The organism is Glycomyces sp. NRRL B-16210 (assembly GCF_000719515.1).
Classification (GTDB): domain Bacteria; phylum Actinomycetota; class Actinomycetes; order Mycobacteriales; family Micromonosporaceae; genus Glycomyces.
In genome coordinates, this window is the sequence record NZ_JOGR01000003.1 from 170,542 (window position 1) to 191,344 (window position 20,803).

At 71.2% G+C, this 20,803-nt stretch carries 21 protein-coding genes, 1 tRNA gene and 1 pseudogene; 5 read left to right on the forward strand and 18 right to left on the reverse strand.

Annotation, left to right across the window (positions count from 1 at the left end; all coding sequences use genetic code 11):
• Positions 1-140: 140 nt before the first annotated feature.
• From prfB to IF12_RS23765, 3 genes are all read right to left on the reverse strand, one after another.
• On the reverse strand, positions 141-1,250 hold the full coding sequence (gene prfB / locus IF12_RS0105130) for a peptide chain release factor 2 (RefSeq protein WP_030155313.1): 1,110 nt from the start codon (positions 1,248-1,250) through the stop codon (positions 141-143).
• A 119-nt stretch (positions 1,251-1,369) separates the two neighbouring features.
• On the reverse strand, positions 1,370-1,873 hold the full coding sequence (locus IF12_RS0105135) for a PadR family transcriptional regulator (RefSeq protein ID WP_030155315.1): 504 nt from the start codon (positions 1,871-1,873) through the stop codon (positions 1,370-1,372).
• Positions 1,874-2,124: 251 nt separating this feature from the next.
• A complete protein-coding gene (locus IF12_RS23765) occupies positions 2,125-3,459 on the reverse strand; it encodes a serine/threonine-protein kinase (protein WP_051703986.1) in 1,335 nt (444 codons plus the stop codon).
• Positions 3,460-3,721: 262 nt separating this feature from the next.
• Here IF12_RS23765 and IF12_RS0105145 point away from each other — a divergent pair, with 262 nt between their 5' ends.
• Positions 3,722-4,531 (forward strand): PP2C family serine/threonine-protein phosphatase, encoded by an 810-nt coding sequence (locus IF12_RS0105145; protein ID WP_051703987.1) that lies wholly within the window; start codon positions 3,722-3,724, stop codon positions 4,529-4,531.
• A 9-nt stretch (positions 4,532-4,540) separates the two neighbouring features.
• Here the strand turns inward: IF12_RS0105145 and IF12_RS0105150 are convergent, their stop codons facing one another.
• Together IF12_RS0105150 and IF12_RS0105155 are read right to left on the reverse strand one after the other, a co-directional pair.
• Positions 4,541-5,050 carry a hypothetical protein gene (locus IF12_RS0105150; protein WP_030155322.1) on the reverse strand — a complete coding sequence of 170 codons (510 nt, stop codon included), beginning with the start codon at positions 5,048-5,050 and terminating at the stop codon, positions 4,541-4,543.
• 86 nt (positions 5,051-5,136) lie between these two features.
• Positions 5,137-5,847 (reverse strand): TetR/AcrR family transcriptional regulator, encoded by a 711-nt coding sequence (locus tag IF12_RS0105155; protein WP_030155324.1) that lies wholly within the window; start codon positions 5,845-5,847, stop codon positions 5,137-5,139.
• Positions 5,848-5,965: 118 nt separating this feature from the next.
• Between IF12_RS0105155 and IF12_RS0105160 the strand changes: the two genes are divergently transcribed.
• Complete coding sequence (locus IF12_RS0105160; RefSeq protein WP_133884404.1) at positions 5,966-6,664, forward strand: hypothetical protein; 699 nt, start codon at positions 5,966-5,968, stop codon at positions 6,662-6,664.
• A gap of 214 nt (positions 6,665-6,878) precedes the next feature.
• Here IF12_RS0105160 and IF12_RS0105165 read toward each other — a convergent pair whose 3' ends face one another.
• The 4 genes from IF12_RS0105165 to eno form a co-directional block, all read right to left on the reverse strand.
• The gene (locus IF12_RS0105165; protein WP_035748462.1) at positions 6,879-7,787 is read right to left on the reverse strand and encodes a Ppx/GppA phosphatase family protein; all 909 of its coding nucleotides are present in this window, start codon (positions 7,785-7,787) and stop codon (positions 6,879-6,881) included.
• Between the two features lie 11 nt (positions 7,788-7,798).
• Positions 7,799-8,332 carry a DUF501 domain-containing protein gene (locus IF12_RS0105170; RefSeq protein WP_035748393.1) on the reverse strand — a complete coding sequence of 178 codons (534 nt, stop codon included), beginning with the start codon at positions 8,330-8,332 and terminating at the stop codon, positions 7,799-7,801.
• A 46-nt stretch (positions 8,333-8,378) separates the two neighbouring features.
• Complete coding sequence (locus IF12_RS0105175) at positions 8,379-8,906, reverse strand: septum formation initiator family protein (protein WP_051703989.1); 528 nt, start codon at positions 8,904-8,906, stop codon at positions 8,379-8,381.
• Between the two features lie 103 nt (positions 8,907-9,009).
• Positions 9,010-10,290, reverse strand: coding sequence for a phosphopyruvate hydratase (gene eno, locus IF12_RS0105180; protein ID WP_030155335.1), 1,281 nt, complete (start codon positions 10,288-10,290; stop codon positions 9,010-9,012).
• Positions 10,291-10,594: 304 nt separating this feature from the next.
• On the opposite strand from eno, the gene IF12_RS23770 reads away from it, so the two are divergent.
• Positions 10,595-11,227, forward strand: a complete 633-nt coding sequence (locus IF12_RS23770) for a hypothetical protein (RefSeq protein ID WP_030155337.1) — start codon at positions 10,595-10,597, stop codon at positions 11,225-11,227.
• Between the two features lie 214 nt (positions 11,228-11,441).
• Positions 11,442-11,514: transfer RNA gene (locus IF12_RS0105190), tRNA-Glu, on the forward strand.
• A gap of 134 nt (positions 11,515-11,648) precedes the next feature.
• Here the strand turns inward: IF12_RS0105190 and IF12_RS27135 are convergent.
• The 3 genes and pseudogenes from IF12_RS27135 to IF12_RS0105200 form a co-directional block, all read right to left on the reverse strand.
• Positions 11,649-12,053: a cellulose binding domain-containing protein gene (locus IF12_RS27135; protein ID WP_369807673.1), complete on the reverse strand. Its 405-nt coding sequence runs from the start codon at positions 12,051-12,053 to the stop codon at positions 11,649-11,651.
• Positions 12,033-13,169: pseudogene (locus tag IF12_RS0105195) on the reverse strand (sorbosone dehydrogenase family protein); the annotation flags it as partial. The gene IF12_RS27135 and the pseudogene IF12_RS0105195, both read right to left, overlap by 21 nt.
• Positions 13,170-13,335: 166 nt before the next feature.
• Positions 13,336-13,833: a hypothetical protein gene (locus tag IF12_RS0105200; RefSeq protein ID WP_030155342.1), complete on the reverse strand. Its 498-nt coding sequence runs from the start codon at positions 13,831-13,833 to the stop codon at positions 13,336-13,338.
• Positions 13,834-14,057: 224 nt separating this feature from the next.
• On the opposite strand from IF12_RS0105200, the gene IF12_RS0105205 reads away from it, so the two are divergent.
• Positions 14,058-15,095, forward strand: coding sequence for a TRM11 family methyltransferase (locus tag IF12_RS0105205; protein WP_197034611.1), 1,038 nt, complete (start codon positions 14,058-14,060; stop codon positions 15,093-15,095).
• Here IF12_RS0105205 and IF12_RS0105210 read toward each other — a convergent pair.
• The 6 genes from IF12_RS0105210 to IF12_RS0105235 form a co-directional block, all read right to left on the reverse strand.
• Positions 15,092-15,505 carry a hypothetical protein gene (locus IF12_RS0105210; RefSeq protein WP_030155347.1) on the reverse strand — a complete coding sequence of 138 codons (414 nt, stop codon included), beginning with the start codon at positions 15,503-15,505 and terminating at the stop codon, positions 15,092-15,094. The genes IF12_RS0105205 and IF12_RS0105210 overlap by 4 nt on opposite strands.
• 82 nt (positions 15,506-15,587) lie before the next feature.
• Positions 15,588-16,058 carry a hypothetical protein gene (locus IF12_RS23775; protein WP_051703990.1) on the reverse strand — a complete coding sequence of 157 codons (471 nt, stop codon included), beginning with the start codon at positions 16,056-16,058 and terminating at the stop codon, positions 15,588-15,590.
• A gap of 39 nt (positions 16,059-16,097) precedes the next feature.
• On the reverse strand, positions 16,098-16,313 hold the full coding sequence (locus tag IF12_RS24725; protein ID WP_081913213.1) for a DivIVA domain-containing protein: 216 nt from the start codon (positions 16,311-16,313) through the stop codon (positions 16,098-16,100).
• Positions 16,314-16,405: 92 nt separating this feature from the next.
• Complete coding sequence (locus IF12_RS0105225; protein WP_030155352.1) at positions 16,406-18,532, reverse strand: transglutaminase-like domain-containing protein; 2,127 nt, start codon at positions 18,530-18,532, stop codon at positions 16,406-16,408.
• A gap of 5 nt (positions 18,533-18,537) precedes the next feature.
• A complete protein-coding gene (locus IF12_RS0105230) occupies positions 18,538-19,779 on the reverse strand; it encodes a DUF58 domain-containing protein (protein WP_051703991.1) in 1,242 nt (413 codons plus the stop codon).
• Positions 19,776-20,801, reverse strand: coding sequence for a MoxR family ATPase (locus IF12_RS0105235; protein WP_081913216.1), 1,026 nt, complete (start codon positions 20,799-20,801; stop codon positions 19,776-19,778). Before IF12_RS0105235 ends, IF12_RS0105230 begins: the two co-directional genes overlap by 4 nt.
• Between the last annotated feature and the right edge of the window lie 2 nt (positions 20,802-20,803).

Genomic DNA, 20,803 nt, shown 5'->3' on the forward strand with positions numbered 1-20,803 from the left:
GGCGGCCCATAGAGGGGCCGCAAAGGGTCACGGGGCGGCCACTGAGCGGTCCGCTTCGGACGGAGGGGCGGGCGCCGGGAGGGGCGCCGCGCCGCGGTGCGGCCGGCGGTGGGATCCGCGCCACGCGGGCGGGGCTGCTCCTATTTCTCGCCGCTCTTGCGCCAGCGGATGCCGGCCTCCAGGAAGCCGTCGATGTTGCCGTCGTAGACGCCCTTGACGTCGGCGGTCTCGAAGCTCGTGCGCAGATCCTTGACCATCTGGTAGGGGTGCTCGACGTAGGAGCGCATCTGGTCGCCCCACGAGGCGGTGGCCGAGCCGCGCAGCTCGTCGACCTTGGCCCGCTCCTCGTCCCGCTTGCGCTGGAGGAGCTTGGCCTTGAGGACGGCCATCGCGGTGGCCTTGTTCTGGAGCTGCGAGCGCTCGTTCTGACAGGAGACGACGATGCCGGTGGGCAGGTGGGTCAGCCGCACGGCCGAGTCGGTGGTGTTGACGCCCTGCCCGCCGGGGCCGGAGGAGCGGTAGACGTCCACGCGGATCTCGTCCTCGGGGATGTCCTCGATCTCGTCGGTCTGCTCCAGGGCGGGCACGACCTCGACGGCGGCGAAGCCGGTCTGGCGGCGGCCCTGGTTGTCGTATTTGCTGATGCGGACCACGCGGTGGGTGCCCTGCTCGACCGAGAGGTGGCCGTAGGCGTAGGGGCCGTTGACGGCGAAGGTGGCCGAGCGGATGCCGGCCTCCTCGGCGTAGGAGATGTCGTAGACCTCGGTGGCGAAGTTGTGGGACTCCGACCACCGCAGGTACATGCGCATGAGCTGCTCGGCGAAGTCGCAGGCGTCGGCGCCGCCGGCGCCGGAGCGGACGGTGAGCACGCAGTCGCGCTCGTCGTACTCCCCCGACAGGAGGGTGCGGACCTCGAGCTCGTCCACGGACTTGCGGATGGCGGCGAGTTCGGCGGTCGCCTCGGCGGCGGCGCTGGGGTCGCTCTCGTCGTCGGCGAGCTCGAACATGATCGCGACGTCGTCCATGCGCTCGTGGAGCGAGGCGAGCTTCTTCAGCTCGGCCTGGATATAGGAGAGGCGCGAGGTGATCTTCTGGGCCTGGTCGGGGTCGTCCCAAAGCCCGGGGTCGGCGGCCGCGGCCTCGAGCTCGGAGAGCTCGCGCCGGAGTGCGGGGAGGTCGAGCACGGCCTCGACGCTGGCGAGCGTCGCCTTGAGTTCGCGGAGATCTGCGGAAACATCGACACTGGTCACAACAGATCAGGGTACGCCTGTATGCGGGCTCATACGAAACGGGACGCGGGGCCGTATCGGCCCTGCGTCCCGCTCCGTGCTTGAACTGATCCCGGGTCAGCGCCCGGGCGTGGTAGTGCCTATCGCTTCTTCAGCCAGCTGAGGGCCGAACGGTGGTAGCCGATCGCGAACTCCATCGCGATCGCGGCGTTCGGGTCCTCGTCGGCGTAGTCCTTCGCGGCGGCACGGGCCTCTGCCAAGGCCTCCTGGTGCTGCTCCGTCGCGTCGGCGAACATCTCCTCGGCGGTGTCCTTCGAGAGGTAGTCGAGGAAGGCCGTGCGCAGCGCGACGGGGTCGCGCAGCTGGCCGATGCGGGCCGGCTCGTTGAGCCAGCGGGTGAACGCCCGCTTGCCGTTGGCGCTGATCGTGTAGGGCACCGAGGCCCGGGGCCCCGGCTTCCCGACGCGGACGAGTCCGCCTTCGGCGAGCGCCGGGAGTTCGCGGTAGACCTGCGAGCGCGTCATGGTCCAGTACGGACCGAGGCGACGGGTCGCCTCCGCCATGAGTTGTCCGCCGGTCATCGGTCCTTCGTGTAGCAAGCCCAGCAATGCTGCTGAGGTCGCGTTGAGTTCTTTTCCTGCCATGTTCGACAGGATGCCATGTGGATGCCTCGCTGACAAGTGGACAGCTCCAATGTGTTGATAGAGCGATACCGATGTTTCACCGGATGCGACCCCGGAAAGCTCTGTGAGGCATGACGATCGGTCGAAGCACTAGACGGAATTGCAACGCCTGTTCAGAGAATTCCAATCGTGTGATCCCGATCGCCTCTTCGGTTGCGAAGACGCTGCGTTGTCCGCCGGTCACGGATCATTATCGACTGTCGCGATCGCTTTCAGTTGCCCGGCATAGGGGAACCGATGAGATCGGATCCGGGCAAGTCGCCCTCGGGAGTGCCCTCTGTGGAGTCTCCGCCGCCGCCCGTGGATTCGGACATATCATCCGAATTCTGTCCGGGAGTGGCACTATCCGTCTCGGGCCCTTGAGGACTGGAGGCCGGGTCCTCGGGCGTGGGGCTCTCCGCACCGGGCGTTTCCGTTGGCTCCTCTGAGGAGTCGTCCTCGGCGGGCGTGCCGGTGACGGCGACTTCGGACGGATCGGCCACATCATCCGGTTCCGGGGCATCCGGGTCGAACAGGACGGTGAAGGCCCAGAAGGCGACCACGGCGACGAGGACCGCCCCCGCGGCGGCGAGCACGAGCGGGGCCCGGCGCGTTCGCGCGTCGCGGTCGTCCTCGCCGTCGGACTCGGCGGTCAGGAGCGAGCCGAGGACGCCGGCTTCGAGTTCGGGCGATTGGGGGGTGACCGGTTCGTAGTCGAACGTCGCGGTCGCGTCCCGTTCGCGCAGTTCGGGTTCGATGGGCGCGGTCGCCAGGCGCGAGAGGCGCGGCGCGAGGCGGCGCAGTTCGGCGGCGGTCTCGTTGAGGTCGCCGCGGGCGCGCGGGTCGAGCGCGAGGAGGCGCTCGACGACGCGCCACAGGTCGGCGTCGACGGCGGCGGGCTTGACGGGGATGCGCGTGAGGTGGCGCTCGACCACGTCGGTGATCGAGCCGCCGCGGTAGGCGCTGTGCCCGGTGAGCGCCTCGTAGAGGACCAGGCCGAGGGCGTAGTTGTCGACGCCGGTGCTCGCCGACTCGCCCGAGGCCACTTCGGGGGCGATGTACTCGGGGGTGCCGTGGGAGGGGGCGGTCTTGGAGGCGGCGGCGCGGGCGATGCCGAAGTCGATGAACTTGACCGCGTCGGCGCCGGAGAGCATGAGGTTGCCGGGCTTGACGTCGCTGTGGCGGTAGCCGGCCGCGTGGATGGCCGCGAGGGTCTCGGCGGCGCTGGCGCAGCGCAGGGCGGCCTCGGCGGCCGGGAGCGGCCCGTGGAGGCGCAGGTGCTCGCGCAGGTCGAGGCCTTCGAGGAGGTCGAGGACGACCGCGCAGACGGTGTCGGTGACGATGAAGTCCCTGACGCCGACCACGCCGGGGTGGTCGATGGTGCGCAGGATGCCGGCCTCGGCGCGGAAGCTCTCGAAGATCTCGGTCTCGCCGCGCAGTTCGGCGCGCAGGACCTTGACGGCCACGCTCTCGCCGGTGACCCGGTCGTGGCCGCGCCAGACCACGCCCACGGCGCCGCGGGCGATCTCCTGCTCCAGGACGTACCGGTCGGCGAGGACCGTCTGCATGGCTGCTCCCGAGAACGATGAGGGGCGGGTGGACGCAAAGCTGGCAGATTCCACTGTAAAGGGGGTGTCCTCGCAGCTCAGCGGCGGGATGGCAGGGTGGCACGAACCTGGGATACAGCCTGGCCGGGCCGGTGCGACGTGAGCGCGCTTCGACGGTCGCGTGCTGTGAGTGCGGGGCAACTACACTTGCGCCCATGTCCCTCGAACGGCCAAGCTTTGAACAGACAGCCGAATCCCGGTGCGGAATCCGCGGTGATCGCCTGTGACCGAATTGCGTTGGCGTTACGGCGCCGCCACCGACGTGGGCAAAGTCCGCGACCTGAACGAGGACTCCCATCTCGCGTCACGGCGGCTGCTCGCGGTCGCCGACGGCGTGGGCGGCGCGGCCGCCGGCGAGGTCGCCAGCGGGGTGACCATCGCGGAGGTGACGCGGCTGGCGCGGCGGTCCCCGGTCGAAGCGCAGGCGGAGCTGGGCGAGGTGGTCGAGGCCGCGCGCGACCGGATCCGGGCGGCGGTGGCCGAGAACCCCGAGTCGGAGGGGATGGCGACGACGCTGACGGGCCTGTGGCTCGGCGACGACGCGGTCGACATCGTCCACATAGGCGACTCCCGGGCGTACCAGGTGCGCGGGGAGGACTTCGTGCAGGTGACGGTGGACGACTCGTACGTGCAGCACCTCGTCGACGAGGGCGCGATCACTCCCGCTGAGGCGCAGGACCATCCGTACCGCTCGGTGGTGACGCGGGTGCTCCAGGCCAACCCCGCCCCGGCGCATTTCGAGACGAGGCCGGCGCTGCTGGGCGACCGGTACATGCTGTGCTCGGACGGTCTGAGCGACGTCGTGGACGACGCGGTGATCGAGAGCGTGCTGCGCGACTTCACCGATCCGCAGACCGCGGCGGACGAGTTGGTGCGCTTGGCGTTGGAGGGCGGCGGCCCGGACAACGTGACCGTGGTCGTCGGCGACGTGTCCGAGCACCGCCGGCCCCGGCGCTGGCCGTGGGCGGTCGCCGCGATCGGGGCCGTCCTGGTGATCGCGGCGATCGTGGTGGCGCTCGCCTTGCGGGGCTGAGGTTCCCGCTCAGGCGCGGGTGTGGACGTACGCGCCCCCTTCGTATTCGAGGGTGAGCGTGTCGGCCTCGGGGTCGAAACCGAACTCGATGACGACCTGGCCGCAGGTCTCGGCCTCGGTGCCTTCGAAGCGGTGCGGGTCGGCGGTGCCGAGGATGATCACTCCCTCGTAGGGGCCGTGCTGGTTCAGGAAGGTCGCGAGGCTCGCGGTGCCGTCCTCGAAGATCTCGAGGGTCGATCCGTGCGGGCCGACCTCCTCGACGTCGGCCTCCCAGGTGCCGACGAGGATCGCCAGCCGCGGGTCGATGTCGGGCGCGGAGGTCTGCTCGACCGGGGTCGCGGACGGGATCTCGCTCGGGGTCGCGCTGGGGATCGCGGTCGGGCTCTCGGAAGCGGTCGCGGTCGCGGCCACATCGGTGTCCGATTCGGACGGTGCGGGGACAGGGGGCTCGGCGGTCCCGCACGCGGCGAGGCAGGCGAGGGCGAGAACGGCTGCGGCGGTGAGTGATGACAGGCGCATGGCGCGCTCCTTAACGTCGTCGGGTTGTCACTACCCGTATAGACGAGGGAGGCGCCGTCGTACCGTGTCCCCTATTCGTGCCACCTTCAACGGGTTTCGCCGGGGCCGGGGACGGGGATGCCGCTGTTCGCGGCTTCGACGCGGGCGGCGTAGTCGAAGAAGGCCGTGTCGTCGGCGGTGACGCCGACCAGGTGGCCGTGCAGTTCGTAGCCGATGATCGCGACCAATCGGTTCCAGGCGAGGATGAGCCGGGCGGTCTCGTCGACGGTGAACGCCATGCCCTCCAACAGGACCAGCATCTCGGGCGTGATCGCGGCGGGGTCGCACGAGGGGCCGGGCGGCGGGTCGAGCAGGCCGGCGGCCTTCGCGTCGCCGGCGATCCGCGCGAGCGTCAGCGGCATCCGGGCGGCCACCTCGGCGGTGAGGTGCGGGGCGGCGTAGCCGGGGACCGGGGTGCCGAACAGCAGCGCGTACTCGTGGCGGTTGGCGAGGGACCACTCGCGGACGCCGCGCCAGACCGCGAGCCACCGCTCCCCTGGGGCCGCTTCGGGATCGTCGGCGCCCACGGCGGCGTCGCCGACCTCGCCGTAGCACTCCACGAGGAGGGCCGTCAGCAGTTCGTCGCGGCTGGCGAAGTAGCGGTAGACCGCCGAGGAGGCCATGCCGAGCTCGCGGGCGACCGACCGGAGCGAGAGCCCCGCGGCCCCGGCCTCGCCGAGCTGGCGGCGGGCGCTCGCCAGGATCTCCCTGGTCAGCTCGATGCGGGCACGGGCTCGGGCGGTTCTCGGCGCGTTCATCGGGCCAGTGTAGCGAGAAGAGAGCACCGCTCTTGCATGATCGGGAAGCATATGTAATCATTGCTCACAACAGAGAGCACCGCTCACTCATTCGGCGGTGGACCCCGAGGAGCACCCAATGCCAGTCCCCCGCACCACCGGACCCGATAACCGCGCCCGCATGGGCGCCGTCGGTTTCGCGATCGCCGGCGTCCTGTTCGTCCTCTACGAGGCCGCCGCGCCGCGCGCCGACCAGACCACCCTCGAAGGCGCCGAGTCCTGGACCAGCGCGGGCTGGGCGGTCGCCCACATCGCGGCCATCGTCGGCCTCATCCTCATCCCGCTCGGCTACGGGGCCCTGCGCGGCGTCATTGAAAAGCACGGCCTCGAAGGCACCAGGAACGAGAAGACCGCGTTCCTCGCCGCCGTGATCGGTTATATCGGTTCGGGGCTGACGATCTCGTACTACGGCGCGGAGGTGTACGGCCTCAAGGCGATCGGCGCACGCGCGGTCGCCGACGGGGACGCTTCGCTGACCGAGGTCGGCGAGGCGTTCCGATTCGACGCGACCGCCATGGCGGTGTTCGCGATCGGCTTGGCGCTCATCGCCGTCGCCGCGGTCCTCGCCGCGGTCGCGGTGTGGCGCTCGGGCACGCTCCAGCGCTGGAGCGCGGTCCCGTTCGCGGCGCTCATGGTCACGTTCCTGCCGCAGTTCTTCCTGCCGCACGCCGGGCGGATCGCCTGGGGCGCACTGGTGACGGCGGCGGCGCTGTGGATCGCGGCCGAGTTGTGGCGCGCGGCCTCGAAACCGGGGCCGGGCGAGCTTCAGGAGGCGTAGGCGCGCAGACGGTTGCGGCCCCGCGGAGGCGGGGCCGCATCCGTGTTCGGCCTAGGGCGTGTTTGGGAATCCCCGGTGAGTCGGTATCCGAGTCCATTTGTTCGCTCGGGAGGCGGAAGGCCTTCCCGATACCGGTGTTGTATCGGGAAGGCCGACAACGAAGCGAGCGGGCAAATGGGCCGGATAACGGCCGCCCGGGACTCCCAAACACGCCCTAGGCGGACAGCGCGATGCCGTCGAGGATGTCGTGCTCGCTGATGAGGACCGCACCGATGCCGGTGCGCTCCATGATGGTGCGCAGGACCAGGGAGCCGCCGATGATGACGTCGGCGCGGCCGGGGTGCATCACCGGGATCGCGAGGCGCTCGGCGTGGTCGGCGACGGCGAGCTCGGCGGTCACGCGCGCGACCTCGGCGTAGGTCAGGCGGGTCCCGTCGATCGCGTCCGCGTCGTAGGCCTTGAGGCCCAGGCTGATCGCCGCGACCGTGGTCGCGGTGCCGGCGACCGCCACCAGCTCGGTCGCCTCGCGGCCGGCGTCGGCCACGGCGAGGGCCTGCTCGGCGATGTCGGTGATGTCGGCGACCGCCGCACCGATCTCGTCCACTGTGGGCGGATCGGCGTGCAGGTGCCGCTCGGTCATGCGCACGCAGCCGACGTTCACCGAGACGGCCGCGAGGACTTCAGACCCGGTGCCACGCACGAACTCCGTGGAACCACCGCCGATGTCGACCAGGAGCCGCTGGCCCTGGTGGGCCGGCAGCGTCGCGACCGCACCGGTGAAGGAGAGGCGGGCCTCCTCGTCGCCGGTGATGACCTCGGGGGCCTGGCCGAGGACGGATTCGACCATGGCCTCGAAGTCGGCGGCGTTCGCCGCGTCGCGGCTCGCGGAGGTGGCGACCATGCGCACCGCCGCTACGTCGTGCTCGCGGATCTGCGCGGTGTAGTCGGCCAGCGCGGCGCGGGTGCGGGCCAGGGCGGCCTCGGACAGGCGGCCGGTCTGGTCGACGCCTTCGCCGAGGCGCACGACCTCCATGCGGCGCACCACGTCGTGGAGGCGGCCGTCCGCGTCGACGTCGGCGATGAGGAGGCGGATCGAATTGGTGCCGCAGTCGATGCCGGCCACGCGGCGGGCGCTCATTCGGCGGCCTCCCGCGCGGTCGCGCAACTGCTGCTGCGCCACCATTCGGGGAGCAGTTCGAGGGCCTCGTCGCCGAAGGGGCTCACGCCCGGCCCGGCCGCGAGGGCGTGGCCGACGAGCGCGTGGAGGCACTTGACGCGGTCGGGCAGTCCCCCGGCTGAGACGCCGTCGATCTCAGGGACCTCGCCGAGCTTGGCGCGGCGCGCGAGGTAGTCCTCGTGGGCGCTGCGGTGGCGTTCGGCGAGTTCGGGATCGGCGCCGATCCGCTCGTTCATGTCCTTCATGACCCCGCCGCCTTCGAGCCTGCCGATGGCCGAAGCGGCCTTGGGGCAGGTCAGGTAGTAGGTGGTCGGGAAGGGGGTGCCGTCGGGCAGGCGCGGTTCGGTCTCGATCACCGCGGGCTGCCCGCACGGGCAGCGCCAGGCGACGGCGTGCGCGCCGCGGATGGGCCGCCCGAGCTGGGCGGAGACGGCGGCCGCGTCGGCTTCGGCGACCGGTTCGGGGGCCTGGGGCCACGCTTCGGGCTTCACCGCGCCGCCCGCGTTTCGACGGCCGCTTCCTGCACTGCCTTGTCCCTCACTCCGCTGGCTCCTCGGTTTCCTCTGGGTCGAGCTGATCGGCGTCTGCAAAGGTAGCGGCCAGCTCGTCGTACCAGGGCAGGTCCTGCCCCTCGGCGTCGTCCGCGCCACCGGTGTGCTTGGGGTCGTTCTCGTCGATGACGATCACCAGGCCCTCCCCGGGGGGCACCAGGAGGAGGCTGGAGCGGATCTGGGCCTTGACGTACTCCGGGTCGTCCCACTTGAGGCGCTCGGCCTCCAGCTCGGCGATGTGCTCCTGCTGGATCGACTGCGCGTCCTCGAGGCGGTTGATCTCGATGCGCTGCTCGACGTAGGTGCGCAGCGGGTAGGCGTAGGCGAGGGCCAGCGCGGAGAGGACGAGGGCGAGGACCGCCGCGCGGCGCGAGACCTTGCGGGCCGGGCGGTAGCGGACCCGCTTGACCTCGGCGCGGGAGGTCGCTCCGGGGGCGGGCCGGCGGGCGGCCCGGGTGCGGCCGGGGCCGGTGGATCGCCCTCCGGGGCGGCTGGGTCGGCGGCTCGCGTTCACGGGCCCAGCCTAGTCGATCGGGGAACGGCGAAGGCCCTCACGCCGGTCACGGCGCAGCTTGCGCGCCGTGGAGGGGTTAAGGCGTGAGGGCCTTCGAAGGGCCTTACTTGCCGAACTTCGGGAAGGCCGAGGCGCCGGCGTAGCGGGCGGCGTCGCCGAGGTCTTCCTCGATGCGCAGCAGCTGGTTGTACTTGGCGACGCGGTCCGAGCGGGCCGGGGCGCCGGTCTTGATCTGGCCGCAGGCCATGGCGACGGCCAGGTCGGCGATGGTGGTGTCCTCGGTCTCGCCGGAGCGGTGGCTCATCATGCAGCCGAAGCCGGCGCGGTGGGCGAGGTCGACCGCGTCGGTGGTCTCGGTGAGCGTGCCGATCTGGTTGACCTTGACGAGGAGGCCGTTGGCGGCCTTCTCGTCGATGCCGCGGCGCAGGCGCTCGGGGTTGGTGACGAACAGGTCGTCGCCGACGATCTGGAGGCGCGAGCCGATGGCGGCGGTCAGCGTGGACCAGCCGGCCCAGTCGTCCTCGGAGAGGGGGTCCTCGATGGAGACGAACGGGTAGGCGGCGATGAGCTCCTCGTAGTAGGCGCTCATCTCCTCGCCGGACTTCTTCTGGCCCTCGAAGAGGTAGGCGCCGTCGGTGAAGAACTCGGTGGCGGCCACGTCCATCGCGAAGGCGATGTCGGTGCCGAGCTTGTAGCCGGCCTTCTCGATGGCGACCGCGATGAGGTCGAGGGCGGCGCGGTTGGAGTCGAGGTTGGGGGCGAAGCCGCCCTCGTCGCCCAGGCCGGTGGACAGGCCGCGGTCCTTGAGGACGGACTTGAGGGCGTGGTAGGTCTCCGCGCCCCAGCGCAGGGCCTCCTTGAAGGTGGGGGCGCCGATCGGGGCGATCATGAACTCCTGGACGTCGACGTTGGAGTCCGCGTGGGAGCCGCCGTTGAGGATGTTCATCATCGGCACCGGGAGCAGGTGCGCGTTCGGGCCGCCGATGTAGCGGTACAGGGGCAGCTCGGCCGAGTCGGCGGCGGCCTTGGCGGCGGCGAGGGAGGCGCCGAGGATCGCGTTGGCGCCGAGGACGGACTTGTCGGGGGTGCCGTCGGCGTCGAGGAGGGCCTGGTCGACCAGGCGCTGCTCGGAGGCCTCGATGTCGATCAGGGCGTCGCGGATGGGGCCGTTGACGTTGTCGACGGCCTTCTCGACGCCCTTGCCGAGGTAGCGGCCCTTGTCGCCGTCGCGCAGCTCGATGGCTTCGAAGGCGCCGGTGGAGGCGCCCGACGGGACGGCGGCCCGCTGAAGCGTGTCGTCGTCGAGCAGGATCTCCACTTCGACGGTGGGATTGCCGCGGGAGTCGAGGATCTCCCTTGCCCGGATGTCTTCAATTGCAGCCACTGTCACTCCTGAAATAGCCGAATCTGACGATCGGCCCGATTACGGGTCCGTGTCCGAAGGATTTCGGCCGACCCGACACTGCGCCGGCCACAGCTCCTTAGCGTACGCGTCGGCCTGGACGGTGATACTCGCGAGCCGTGAAAAAGCAACCGCGGCGACCGGGCGCGCTCGCGTAACATGAGCGCTGGCCAGGACGCTATATGGTAGGAGTCCTGCCTAGGATCGGACACCTGTGCTAGGCGTGCCCCCCGGTCGCCGACACCCCCTCGGCGGCCCGCGCCCGGCACTACGGAAGTGGAGCCCCATGATCGTGCACAAGCCCCTTCGACGCTGCGCCGCGCTCGGTGCCGCGGCGCTGCTGGCGCTGGCCGGCTGCTCGGGCGGAGGCGGTGGCAGGGAGCGGTCCGCGGAGGACCAGATCGCCCTCACGGAGTTGAGCAACCGGCTGGTGGAGGGCGGGAGCAGCGCCTATACCGCCGAGTACCTCGTGGTGGAGTCGGGCGAGTCGGTGCTCGTCGCGGTGGACCAGGACGCGGGGACGGCCGCGGTGGTCGTCGGCGAGGAGTCGGAGCGCTGGTCGGGTGCGAACCCGACCGAGCTGGAGCTGTGGCTTGGGCAGCGGTTGAGCGGGCTCGTGCCGACCGATGAGGACGTGGCCTCGTGGCTGTCGGCGGCGGCGATCGACCCGACGGCGTCGACGACGTTCTCCGACACGACCCTGGCGGGTGAGTTGGCCGACTGCGTGGATGTGCAGGGGGCCGCGGAGTCGCCGGTCGGGTCCTTCGAGGTCTGCGTGACCACCGGCGGGGTGGTCGCCAAGGTCACCGCGAAGGTCGGGGACAACGCCTACGGCGTGAAGCTCGTGAACTACCACGACGGGGTGGACGCGGCCTGGGTGGACGGGATCACGGGCGAGACGCCCGATGACAACGGGTGATTTCGCCGTCACCGCGCTGACGGCGCGTTACAGTCGCTCGGCGGGCCGGGCCCGGCGCTAACGGGGGTTCACCTGAGAAGGTGTCAGCGCCGGCCCGGCCCGCCACCTGCGGCCGCGTAGGCCAAGTCACAAGCGCTATCCCACTTGAGGGTCCGTGAATCGGTCGGGTAGGCTTGTCGACGTTGCCGCGGCAAGCCGCGAGAACGAAGGCCAAGCTCCCGTCGTCTAGGGGCCTAGGACGCCGCCCTCTCAAGGCGGAAACGGCGGTTCGAATCCGCTCGGGAGTACAAGTGAATGGATGAGGGGTTGACTTCGGTCGGCCTCTTTTTTCTTGTTCGGGGAGTCTTTGTCGTGGGCCTCTTGGGACAGGTTGAGCACCCCGGTCGATGGTTCGGCCGGGGTGCTCTTGTCGTTGGTCGGGTCAGGCGGTGGTGCAGGTTATCTGCGGTGCGCTGCCGGCGCCTGTGGCGATGAAGCCGAAGACTTCCAGGCTCTGGCCGGCCGCGATGGTGCCGTTCCATCCCACATCCGTGGCCGTCACTGAGGTGCCGGTGGTGTTCAGGTCGGCGTTCCAGTGGCTCGTGATGGCCTGGTCGCCCGGCCAGGTCCATTGCAGGGACCAGTTGTCGAGTCCTTCTACGGCGGTGACGGTGACGTTGCCCTGCCAGCCCGAGCCCCAGTCGCTGACGATGTTGATCGTGGCCGTGCAGGCGTCCCCGGTCGGGTCGGTCGGGTCGGTGGGGTCGGGGTCAGTCGGGTCCGGGTCGGTGGGGTCGGGATCAGTCGGGTCGGGGTCCGGGCCTTCTGCGGGGTCGATTCGGGAGATGTTGCCGAAGCGGCCGTCCAGGACGTAGATCTCCAGGTCCGGGCCTTGGACGAACGAGAAGGTGCCTCCGCTGGGGATGTCGATGAGGTTGCTCTCGATCACCTCGCCGTCCTGGATCTCCAGCGCTCGGATGTCACCTTCGCAGTAGTCGCTGAACAGGTAGGCGCCTTGGAGGTCGGGGATGGCCTCGCCGCGGTAGACGTAGCCGCCGGTGATCGCGCAGCGCGCCCCGTCGTTGTCGTACTCGAAGATCGGCGCGTGGTGGTCGGCCGGCTCCTCGCCGTTGAAGGGCATCGTGCCCTCCATCAGCGACCAGCCGTAGTTCTGCCCGCCGACGCCCGCGGGAGCGAGGTTGACCTCCTCGATGAGGTTCTGGCCCACGTCCGCGGTCCACAGCTCGCCGGTCTCGGCGTCGAAGGCGAACCGCCACGGATTGCGCAACCCGTAGGCCCAGATCTCGTCCCGGGCGTTCGGGTCGTCCACGAACGGGTTGTCGGCGGGGATCGCGTACGGCTCGGCGCCGTGCGGGTCGATGCGCAGGATCGTGCCAAGAAGGGTGCCCAGGTCCTGGCCGTTGCCCTGCGGGTCGCCGCTGCCGCCGCCGTCGCCGAGGCCGATGTAGAGGAGATTGTCGGGGCCGAAGAGGATGTTGCCGCCGTTGTGGTTCGAGAACGGCTGCGGGTGGGTGAACACGCTGCGGCGGGTGTCGGGCAGCAACTGCCCGTCCGCGACGGCGAACTCGTCGATGTTCGTGCCGCCGTCGAGGCCGGTGAAGGAGACGTAGAAGTGCGCGAGGTCCGGGTCGAAGGCGAGGCCCAGCAGGCCGCCCTCGCCGAGGACGGACACCTCGTCGCTGATGTCCAGCACCGGCGATCCGAGTCCGTTCTCGTCGAGCACGCGGACCACTCCGGCGCGCTCCGCGATCCAGATCGAGCCGTCGGGGCCGGGGGTGCCCGCGGTGGGCGTGTTCGCCACGGCGACCTGGGTGAGCACCAGGTCGACCGCTTGCAGTGCGGTTGGATCGGGTTCTTCCGCGAAGACGGTGGGCGCCAGCGAGGCCGCCGCGATGAGACCGGCCGCGCCGACGACGGCCGCGATGCTCGTGCGTTTCGACATGCGGTTCATCACCGCATCCTAAATATTGATACTAATCTATGTCAATCCTTGTGCCGCCCCTTGGGATAGCGCTACCACGGATGCCGGTGGCGCCCGTGAGGGGAGCGCCACCGGGTTCAGGTCAGGGCGGGGGCGTGAGGGGGCCTCGCGGCGGGTTCGGGGGGCGTCAGTAGGTGTACGACTTGGAGACGAATCGGTCCTGGGTGAAGACCGTGAAGTTGTTGCCGTTGACGAAGGTGTTGCCCGAGAGCACGAAGTACGCGCTGTTCAGCGGGGAGTAGTCGTGCTGGCCGGTGAAGACCTCGCTGCCGCCGTAGCAGGGAGCGGTGCCGCCGGGCGTCCAGGAGAACATGAAGTGGGTCGTGAGCAGGGTGCCGTCGGGGTTGGCGACGGTGGGGTTGACGGACACCGCCAGGTTCGGCGGGGTGTAGCTCGACTGGCGGCAGACCGTGATCTCGTAGCGGAAGGTGGTGCCGCCCGTGTCGAACTGGACCCAGCCCGTGGCGTAGCCGAGCTGGTGGCCGTTGCCGGTGACCTGGATGGTGACGGGGATCTGGCTCCCCCAGGCGGCGTGCGCGGGGGCCGGCGCCATGAGGACGGCCAGCGCCATCGCGAAAGCGGCGGCGAGCACCATGGTCGCGCGTCGCAGGAGGTTCGTTCGCATCGCATTCCCTTCGGTCGAGGAACATCGAGCATTATCTATGTAATGCCCTCAAGCGACTGTAGCAATGCGACCGCTCCCAGTCATCGTCCGAACGGCCGGTGGCGCCGCCCTCGGCCCCTGCGGTACAAGGCCGCGTGCCTGGTCGGCGGGTCCATCGGGACGTGTGGTGCCTGCGGTAAGGTCTGTTCGGTTTTCGCACCCGGTGGATGAGAGGGAGGACTCCGGTGAGGCAGCGGTACGCGATGCTGTTGGCGCCTTCGGCGAACCGCGTGTACGCGCGCGACGCGCCGCGCATGACGAGCGCCGAGATCGGCGTCTTCGCCGACCGGCTGCTCGACGGCAGGGTCGAGAACCTGGAGGCGACCGCGATCGCCGGCATCCCCTACCTCGTCTTCGAGGCCAGCGACCTCAGCGACCGGGACCTGCGGTGCCTCGCGAACCTCTCGGCGCTGTACGCGCTGTTCAAGGTCCACGGCCCGATGCTGGAGCCGGTGGCGCTGCGGCGCCTCGACCGCTACGACGACGACCTGGTGACCATCCTCAAGTACACCGGCAAGACCAACGAGCAGTTCACGAGGCTGCTGCTCAACGTCACCGCGGCGGCGGCGATCTCCGCCGACCGGTACCTCGAGGGGAGCCTGAGGGTCCTCGACCCGATGGCCGGGCGGGGCACCACCTTGAACCAGGCGGTCATGTTCGGCTGGGACGCGAGCGGCGTCGAGATCGACAAGCGGGACTTCGAGGCCTACGCCGCGTTCATCCAGCGCTGGCTCAAGAGCAAGTCGCTCAAGCACAGAGCCGAGCAGAGCCGCCTCAAGCGCGAGGGCAGGTCTCTGGGGCAGCGGCTCAAGGTCGAGTTCGCCGCGAGCAAGGAGCGCTACCGGGCGGGCGAGGTGCAGTCCCTGGAGATGGTCAACGCCGACACGCTCGACAGTGCGAAGGTCTTCCGGAAGCGGTCCTTCGACCTGGTCGTCGCCGACGCCCCTTACGGGGTGCGGCACGCCGCGGTGAACACCGCGCGGGCGCTCTCGCGCAGTCCCGGTGAGCTGCTGGAGGCCGCGATCCCGGGATGGGCCGAGCTGCTGCGCTCGGGCGGGGCGCTCGGATTGTCGTGGAACACGCTCGTGCTGCCCCGTGAGGAGCTGGAGGCGATGCTCGCGGGCGCGGGACTGGACGTGGTCGACGACGAGCCGTACCTCGGGTTCGCGCACCGGGTCGACCAGGCCATCAACCGCGATCTCGTCGTCGCGCGCCGGCCTTAGCCCTCGTTCGAGAGGATTCCCGCGGCGACGGTGTCGACCTGGCCGACGCCTTGGCGGCCGAACGGGTCGCGCACTTCGATCGCCAGAGCCGGGGCGAGGAGCCGCGCGGCTTCGCGCTCGCTGGTGAAGCCGTCCCGGCCGAAGGTCTCGGTCTTCCAGTCGTCGCCGCGCTCGTGGTATTCGCCGAGGAAGGTGCGCAGTGCGTCGAGGTCGGTGAGGACGTCGCCGCGCAGGACGTGGACTTGGAGGTCGACGCGCCATACGCCGGGTTCGATCTCGGTCTCCCAGACCCGCTGGACGAACTTGACGCCGCCCCATTCGAACTCGAAGTCCGAGGCGGTCCCGAGCCGGTCGGGCAGGTGGAGGAGGGACAGGCCGTCGAGCAGGGTTTCCGTGCCGCTGATAGTCATGCCGACATCGTACCGAATTGTCCGTCTTCGCACGGCCGGTCTTCGCAATGCCCGCGATCGTGAACGGGCGCTTGGCTTCCGCTCACATGGCGACGAGCGCGATGAGGCCGGTGATGCCGGCGAGGGAGCAGGCGATGATCCCCATGATGAGGCCGGTGGTCGCCACGCCGCGGCCTGAGACGCCGCCGTGGGCGGTCTTGATCTGGCGCTTGGCGTAGAGGGCCAGGCCGACCGAGCCGATGCCCAGGAGCACGGCGTACATGAAGAAGGTGAGCCCGGCCCAGGGGCTGAAGCCGGCGGTGATGAGGCCGGGGAAGGCGCCGAGGATGCCGCCGATGCCGGCCACCAGCGAACCGATGGCCGGGCCGGACGGAATGGGCTTGAGCCGCGGCTGCACGATGTGGAAGCCGTCGACCGTGACGGGCGGGGGGAAGTAGAACGGCTGCGGGACGGGGTGGCCGTAGGGCGCTTGGGGGTGGAACTGCGGCTGGTGGGCGTGGACCTGCTGAGGGCCCGCCGGGACGGTGTGGTGCGGGCCGGGGGGCGGCTGCATATGAGGGTGGTACGGGTCCTGCGCGGTCACGCCCCCAGACTAGCCGCCGCGCAGGGATCTCGCGACCTCGGTGAAGTACTCGTCCACCTCCCCGGTGTCGTAGCCGCGCAAGGTGAGCTGGAAACCGAGGTTCGTCAGGGAGTCGGGATGCGGGGGCGAGCCGGAGTCGGTGGCTTTGCGGATACGGGCCACCGCACGGTCGACTTGGCTTCGGTCGTATCCGCGAAAACGGACAGAGAAGAAGGGGTTCTCCATACGTCACAGTCTGCCAGACCAGGGCCACTACACGGGTTCGCCCTGCCGCATGGTGTATTTGTGCGGAATTGTCAACTAACAATTGGTGCAATTCAGTTGAGGTACCGCTTCCACCGGCTCACATGGTGTCGAATGGCGCGCGAGTGGCCCACGGCGATCGTCGCGGCGAGTTCCGCGTCCGCTTCCGAGACCGCGCCCGGGGCGAAGGCCGCGGCGTTCACCAGCCGCGGCAGCGGCCCGATGTCCGATTCGAGGGCCGCGAGGCGCGCCGCCGCCTCCTCGGCGTTCGCGTGGGCGGGGACCTTCACGCCCGCGCGGGCCGATGCCGCGAGCACCTCGGCCCAGGCGCCCGCCACGCGCTCGGCGGGGCTCCCGCGGGCGAGCCTGCGGCGGCGCCGCAGCGCCCGGCGGGCCTTGAGCGCCAGCGGCACGCACGCGAGCGCGAGCGCCGCCGCGGCGTACCAGATCCAGACCGGCAGTCCCGAGTCCTCTTCGGCCGGTTCGGCGTCGAAGTCGCCGTTCTGCTCCAGCGAGTCGTCGTTGTAGTCCTCGGCCTCGCCGCCGCCGCCCGACTCCTCGTCGGCGCTCGGCGTCTCCTCCTCCATCGCCTCGAGGGCGTCCTCGGGCGGGGTGGGGACCGAGCCTGCGGCCGGGAGCGGGTCGAAGCGGACCCAGCCGACCCCGTCGAAGGCGACCTCCGGCCAGGCCATGCCCTGGGCGGCGGTGACCGTGCTCGACCCCGAGGGCACGTCGAAGCCGACGGCGACGCGGCTCGGCAGGCCCATGAGGCGGGCGATGATCGCGTACGAGGCGGCGAAGTGCTCGCTGGTGCCCCGCTGCCCGCCGAGGTCGACGGGGGTGCCGAGGAAGAACCCGAGGGCGGGCAGGTCGTGCCCGGAGGGGGCCTCGGGGTCGAAGGCGTAGTGCGCGGCGAGGAAGTCCGCGAGCCCTTGGGCGCGTTCGTAGGGCGTGCCGTACTGGCTGCGGACGTGGTCGGCGATGGTCGCCATGATCTCGGGGGTGCCCGGCGGGAGGGCGACGACGGTGGCGTCGGAGAGGTCGGGGCCGGCGTTCGCGGCGGCGTCCCGGTCGGCGGTCACGAGCGCGGAGTCGACGTGGTAGGTCGAGCCGGTGGCGAGGCCGTCGGGGGTGAGCAGGCACCGGGTGTAGAGGTTCACCGCGATCGGCAGGTCGGTGACGGCGGCGGGGTCGGCGGCGGCGGGCACGAGCTTGCCGCCGAGTTCGATGATCTCGACCTCGGCGGAGTAGGTGGCCTCGCCGCTGCCGGGGATGACGGTGCCGGCGGTGCGGAAGTCCCCCGCGGCCTGCCAGGTGGTCCCGTCGTACTCGGTGAGGACGGCCAGGCGCAGCCAGGCGTCGGCGCTGGTGTCGGCCCGGAACAGCTCCTGGTCGGGGTACTTGGCCCATTCGGCGATGCGCACCAGCGGGTTGAGGTCGATGTCGGTGAGCTGCGGGGGCTCGACGTACTCGCGGGGGTCGCCGGGGCTTGCGGTGACGAGCCGGGCGACGGCCGGGCCGAGGACGGCCACGGCGGCGAGGAGGACGACGGTGGTCACGACCGCGCCCATGAGCGCGGGGGCGCGTGAGGGGGCCTCGCCGTCGACGGCGGCGTCGCGGTCGGGGCGGCGCTCGGGCGGCGCGGCGGTGACCGCGAGCGCGGCGGCGGCGAGCACGCAGAAGACGATGGCCCACAGCGGCCCGGCCGCGGCGTTGGGGCCGACGAGGTAGAGCCCGGCGCCGTACAGGAGCACCGGCGGCAGGCAGCCGAGGAGGGTGCGGCCGTAGCGGATCGCGAACTCGCAGGCGAGGGTCGCGGCGAGCCAGGTGAGGAAGACCGGGACGATCACGGTGTCGGGGGCGGGTTCGACGGGGATGAGCGCGGTGAGCGTGCGCGGGACGGCGTTGACGAGCGCGTCCGCGATCGTGGCGCCGAGCGGTTCGGCCCCGTCGCTCGTGAGGGCGATCGCACCGAGGAGGTAGGCGGCCAGGCCCGTGGCCGAGGCGCTCGGGGCCAGGAAGGCCGACCGGTTGCGCAGGAGGAAACCGATCGCGAACGCGGCGAGGGCCGCGCCGGCGACCAGGAGCGTGAGGAGCTGCCCGTGGTAGACCCGGCCGGCCACCGAGCCCGCGAGGGCGCACATGAGGGTCAGGGCCGCGGCGACGGCGGCGACCCTGAGGCGGTAGCGGGTGCGTCTCATGCGGTTCACAGCCGGGTGCCGCCGTTGTTCCAGGCCGCGGCGAACTGCTCGCCGTCGGCCGCGCGGATGGTCGGCACCCCGCCGGCGAGCGTCGCCGAGGTCGCGAGCCCTTCGGCGAGGTGAACGGCGATCACGGTCGGGTAGGCGCGTTTGAGCACGGCGAGGCGGTCGGTGGGCGGCTCGGTCCCGGTGATCCACACGAGCGTGTCGCCGTACTTGGCGGCCGAGAGGCGCGCGACGTAGGAGGCGAGCGTGTCGGTGGCGTCGGGGGCGAGTTCGGCGAGGAGGTCCCCGTAGCTGTCGCGTCCGGCGCCCGAGACCGTCGCGCCCGAGGCGGGCACGAGCGCGGCGTGGTACTCGGCACGGAAGCACGCGGTGAGGACCGAGTACGCGGCTTCGCAGGCCGCCTCGAAGGGCTCGGGCCGCGGCCAGCTCTCGGGGCGGTCGTCGACGGCGATCGCGACCGTGGGCAGCGAGGTGTCGAGGTGCTCTTTGACCATGAGCTTGCCGATGCGCGCCGAGGTGCGCCAGTGGACGTGGCGCAGTTCGTCGCCGATGACGTACTCGCGCAGGGCGTGGAAGGTGAGCGAGCCCTGCTCGACCTTGTCGGCGGTGCCTTCGAGGGAGCGGGCGAGGCCGTCGGGGGTGCGACCGAGCAGGTGCAGGCGCGGGTGGATCCACAGCCGCGCGGTCGGCCCGAAGTTCCCGGCGGTCGCGGCCAGGCCGAGGAGGTCGCGCTTGCCGATGCTGAGGGGCCCGGCGTCCACGACGCCGCGCCGCTCGGCCCGGATCGGGTACGAGGCCCCGGCGCTCTTGCCCGGGCGCAGGCGCGCCAGCGGGACGGCGACGCGGCGGGGGTCCTTGCCGGGGGCGCCGTAGGCGTCGACGGTGCGGGCGTTGACCGAGCGCCAGCGTCCGGTGTTGCGGATGGTGAGGGCCACGGTGGCGCTGTCGCCGACCGAGACGCGGTCGGGGCTGAGGCCGCGTTCGACTTCGAGGCGGGGGCGCGCGGCGATCACGGAGGCGGCGGCGACGCAGGCGAGGGCCGCCGCGGCGCCGACGGCGGCGAGTTCGGGGTAGCCCCAGGTCCATCCGGCGATGAGGAGCGCGACGGCGGCGAAGGCGAGGCCGACGCCGCGGGAGGTGACCGGCACGGCGAGCGCGAGGTCGGCCAGGCGCGCCGCCGTCGAGGGCGGTGCGGGCGGCTCGGGTTCCGGTCGCCCGGCGCTCGCTCCGGGCGCGCTCATGCCGCCGAGGCGGGCAGCGGGACGGGGACCTGCTCGAAGGCGTCGGCGACCACGGCGGCGGCGCCGGCCCCGCGCATGGCGGCGTCCGGCGCGAGCTGGATGCGGTGGGCGAACACCGGTCCGGCGAGGGCCTTCACGTCCTCGGGGATGATGTAGGTGCGGCCCTGGGAGAGCGCGAAGACGCTCGCGGCGCGGGTCAGGGCGATGAGCCCGCGGGGGCTGACGCCGACGGCGACCTGCGGGTGGTTGCGCGTGGCGTTCGCGAGCTGCACGAGGTAGGTGTAGAGCGGGTCGGCGATGTAGACGTGCTTGGCCATCTCCGCCATCTGCGCGACGGTCTCGGTGTCGACCACCGGCGGCAGCTGCTCGGGCGAGCGCTGGTGGGTGCCGCGCAGGACCTCGACCTCGGCGGCCTCGACCGGGTAGCCGACGGAGAGCTTGACGAGGAAGCGGTCGAGCTGCGCCTCGGGGAGGCGGTAGGTGCCGTCCATCTCGACGGGGTTCTGGGTCGCAACGACGAGGAACGGCGCGGGCACCTGGTGGGGGTGGCCGTCGACGGTCACGCGGCCCTCCTCCATGACCTCGAGGAGCGCCGACTGGGTCTTGGGGCTGGCGCGGTTGATCTCGTCGGCGATGACGATGTTCGCGAACACCGGCCCGGGGTGGAACTCGAAGGCCCCGCTGGACTGGTTGAAGATCGTGACGCCCGAGACGTCGGAGGGCAGCAGGTCCGGCGTGAACTGGATGCGCCGCCACTGGCCCGAGACGGCCGCGGCGATGGACCGGGCCATCGTGGTCTTGCCGGTGCCGGGCACGTCCTCGAGCAGGATGTGGCCCTCGGCGAACATGGCGGTCAGGGCCAGGCGCACCACTTCGGGCTTGCCGAGCACGACGGTGTCGACCGCGGAGGCGAGGCGCTCGAACGTCGCGGCGAACTGCTCGGCCTGCGGGGCGCCGAGCTGGACCGGCTGCTGCAACCGCCTAGGCACGTGCAACGGGTGCGTCTGCTCGGTGTCGTGCATTC

Bases quoted from the DNA above. Each gene is read 5' to 3' on its own strand.
- IF12_RS0105135 (WP_030155315.1), bottom strand. From the start codon at position 1,873: ATGGCAGGAAAAGAACTCAACGCGACCTCAGCAGCATTGCTGGGCTTG.
- IF12_RS23765 (WP_051703986.1), bottom strand. From the start codon at position 3,459: ATGCAGACGGTCCTCGCCGACCGGTACGTCCTGGAGCAGGAGATCGCC.
- IF12_RS0105150 (WP_030155322.1), bottom strand. From the start codon at position 5,050: ATGCGCCTGTCATCACTCACCGCCGCAGCCGTTCTCGCCCTCGCCTGC.
- IF12_RS0105155 (WP_030155324.1), bottom strand. From the start codon at position 5,847: ATGAACGCGCCGAGAACCGCCCGAGCCCGTGCCCGCATCGAGCTGACC.
- IF12_RS0105160 (WP_133884404.1), top strand. From the start codon at position 5,966: ATGCCAGTCCCCCGCACCACCGGACCCGATAACCGCGCCCGCATGGGC.
- IF12_RS23770 (WP_030155337.1), top strand. From the start codon at position 10,595: ATGATCGTGCACAAGCCCCTTCGACGCTGCGCCGCGCTCGGTGCCGCG.
- IF12_RS0105200 (WP_030155342.1), bottom strand. From the start codon at position 13,833: ATGCGAACGAACCTCCTGCGACGCGCGACCATGGTGCTCGCCGCCGCT.
- IF12_RS0105210 (WP_030155347.1), bottom strand. From the start codon at position 15,505: ATGACTATCAGCGGCACGGAAACCCTGCTCGACGGCCTGTCCCTCCTC.
- IF12_RS23775 (WP_051703990.1), bottom strand. From the start codon at position 16,058: ATGCAGCCGCCCCCCGGCCCGCACCACACCGTCCCGGCGGGCCCTCAG.
- IF12_RS24725 (WP_081913213.1), bottom strand. From the start codon at position 16,313: ATGGAGAACCCCTTCTTCTCTGTCCGTTTTCGCGGATACGACCGAAGC.
- IF12_RS0105225 (WP_030155352.1), bottom strand. From the start codon at position 18,532: ATGAGACGCACCCGCTACCGCCTCAGGGTCGCCGCCGTCGCCGCGGCC.
- IF12_RS0105230 (WP_051703991.1), bottom strand. From the start codon at position 19,779: ATGAGCGCGCCCGGAGCGAGCGCCGGGCGACCGGAACCCGAGCCGCCC.
- IF12_RS0105235 (WP_081913216.1), bottom strand. From the start codon at position 20,801: ATGCACGACACCGAGCAGACGCACCCGTTGCACGTGCCTAGGCGGTTG.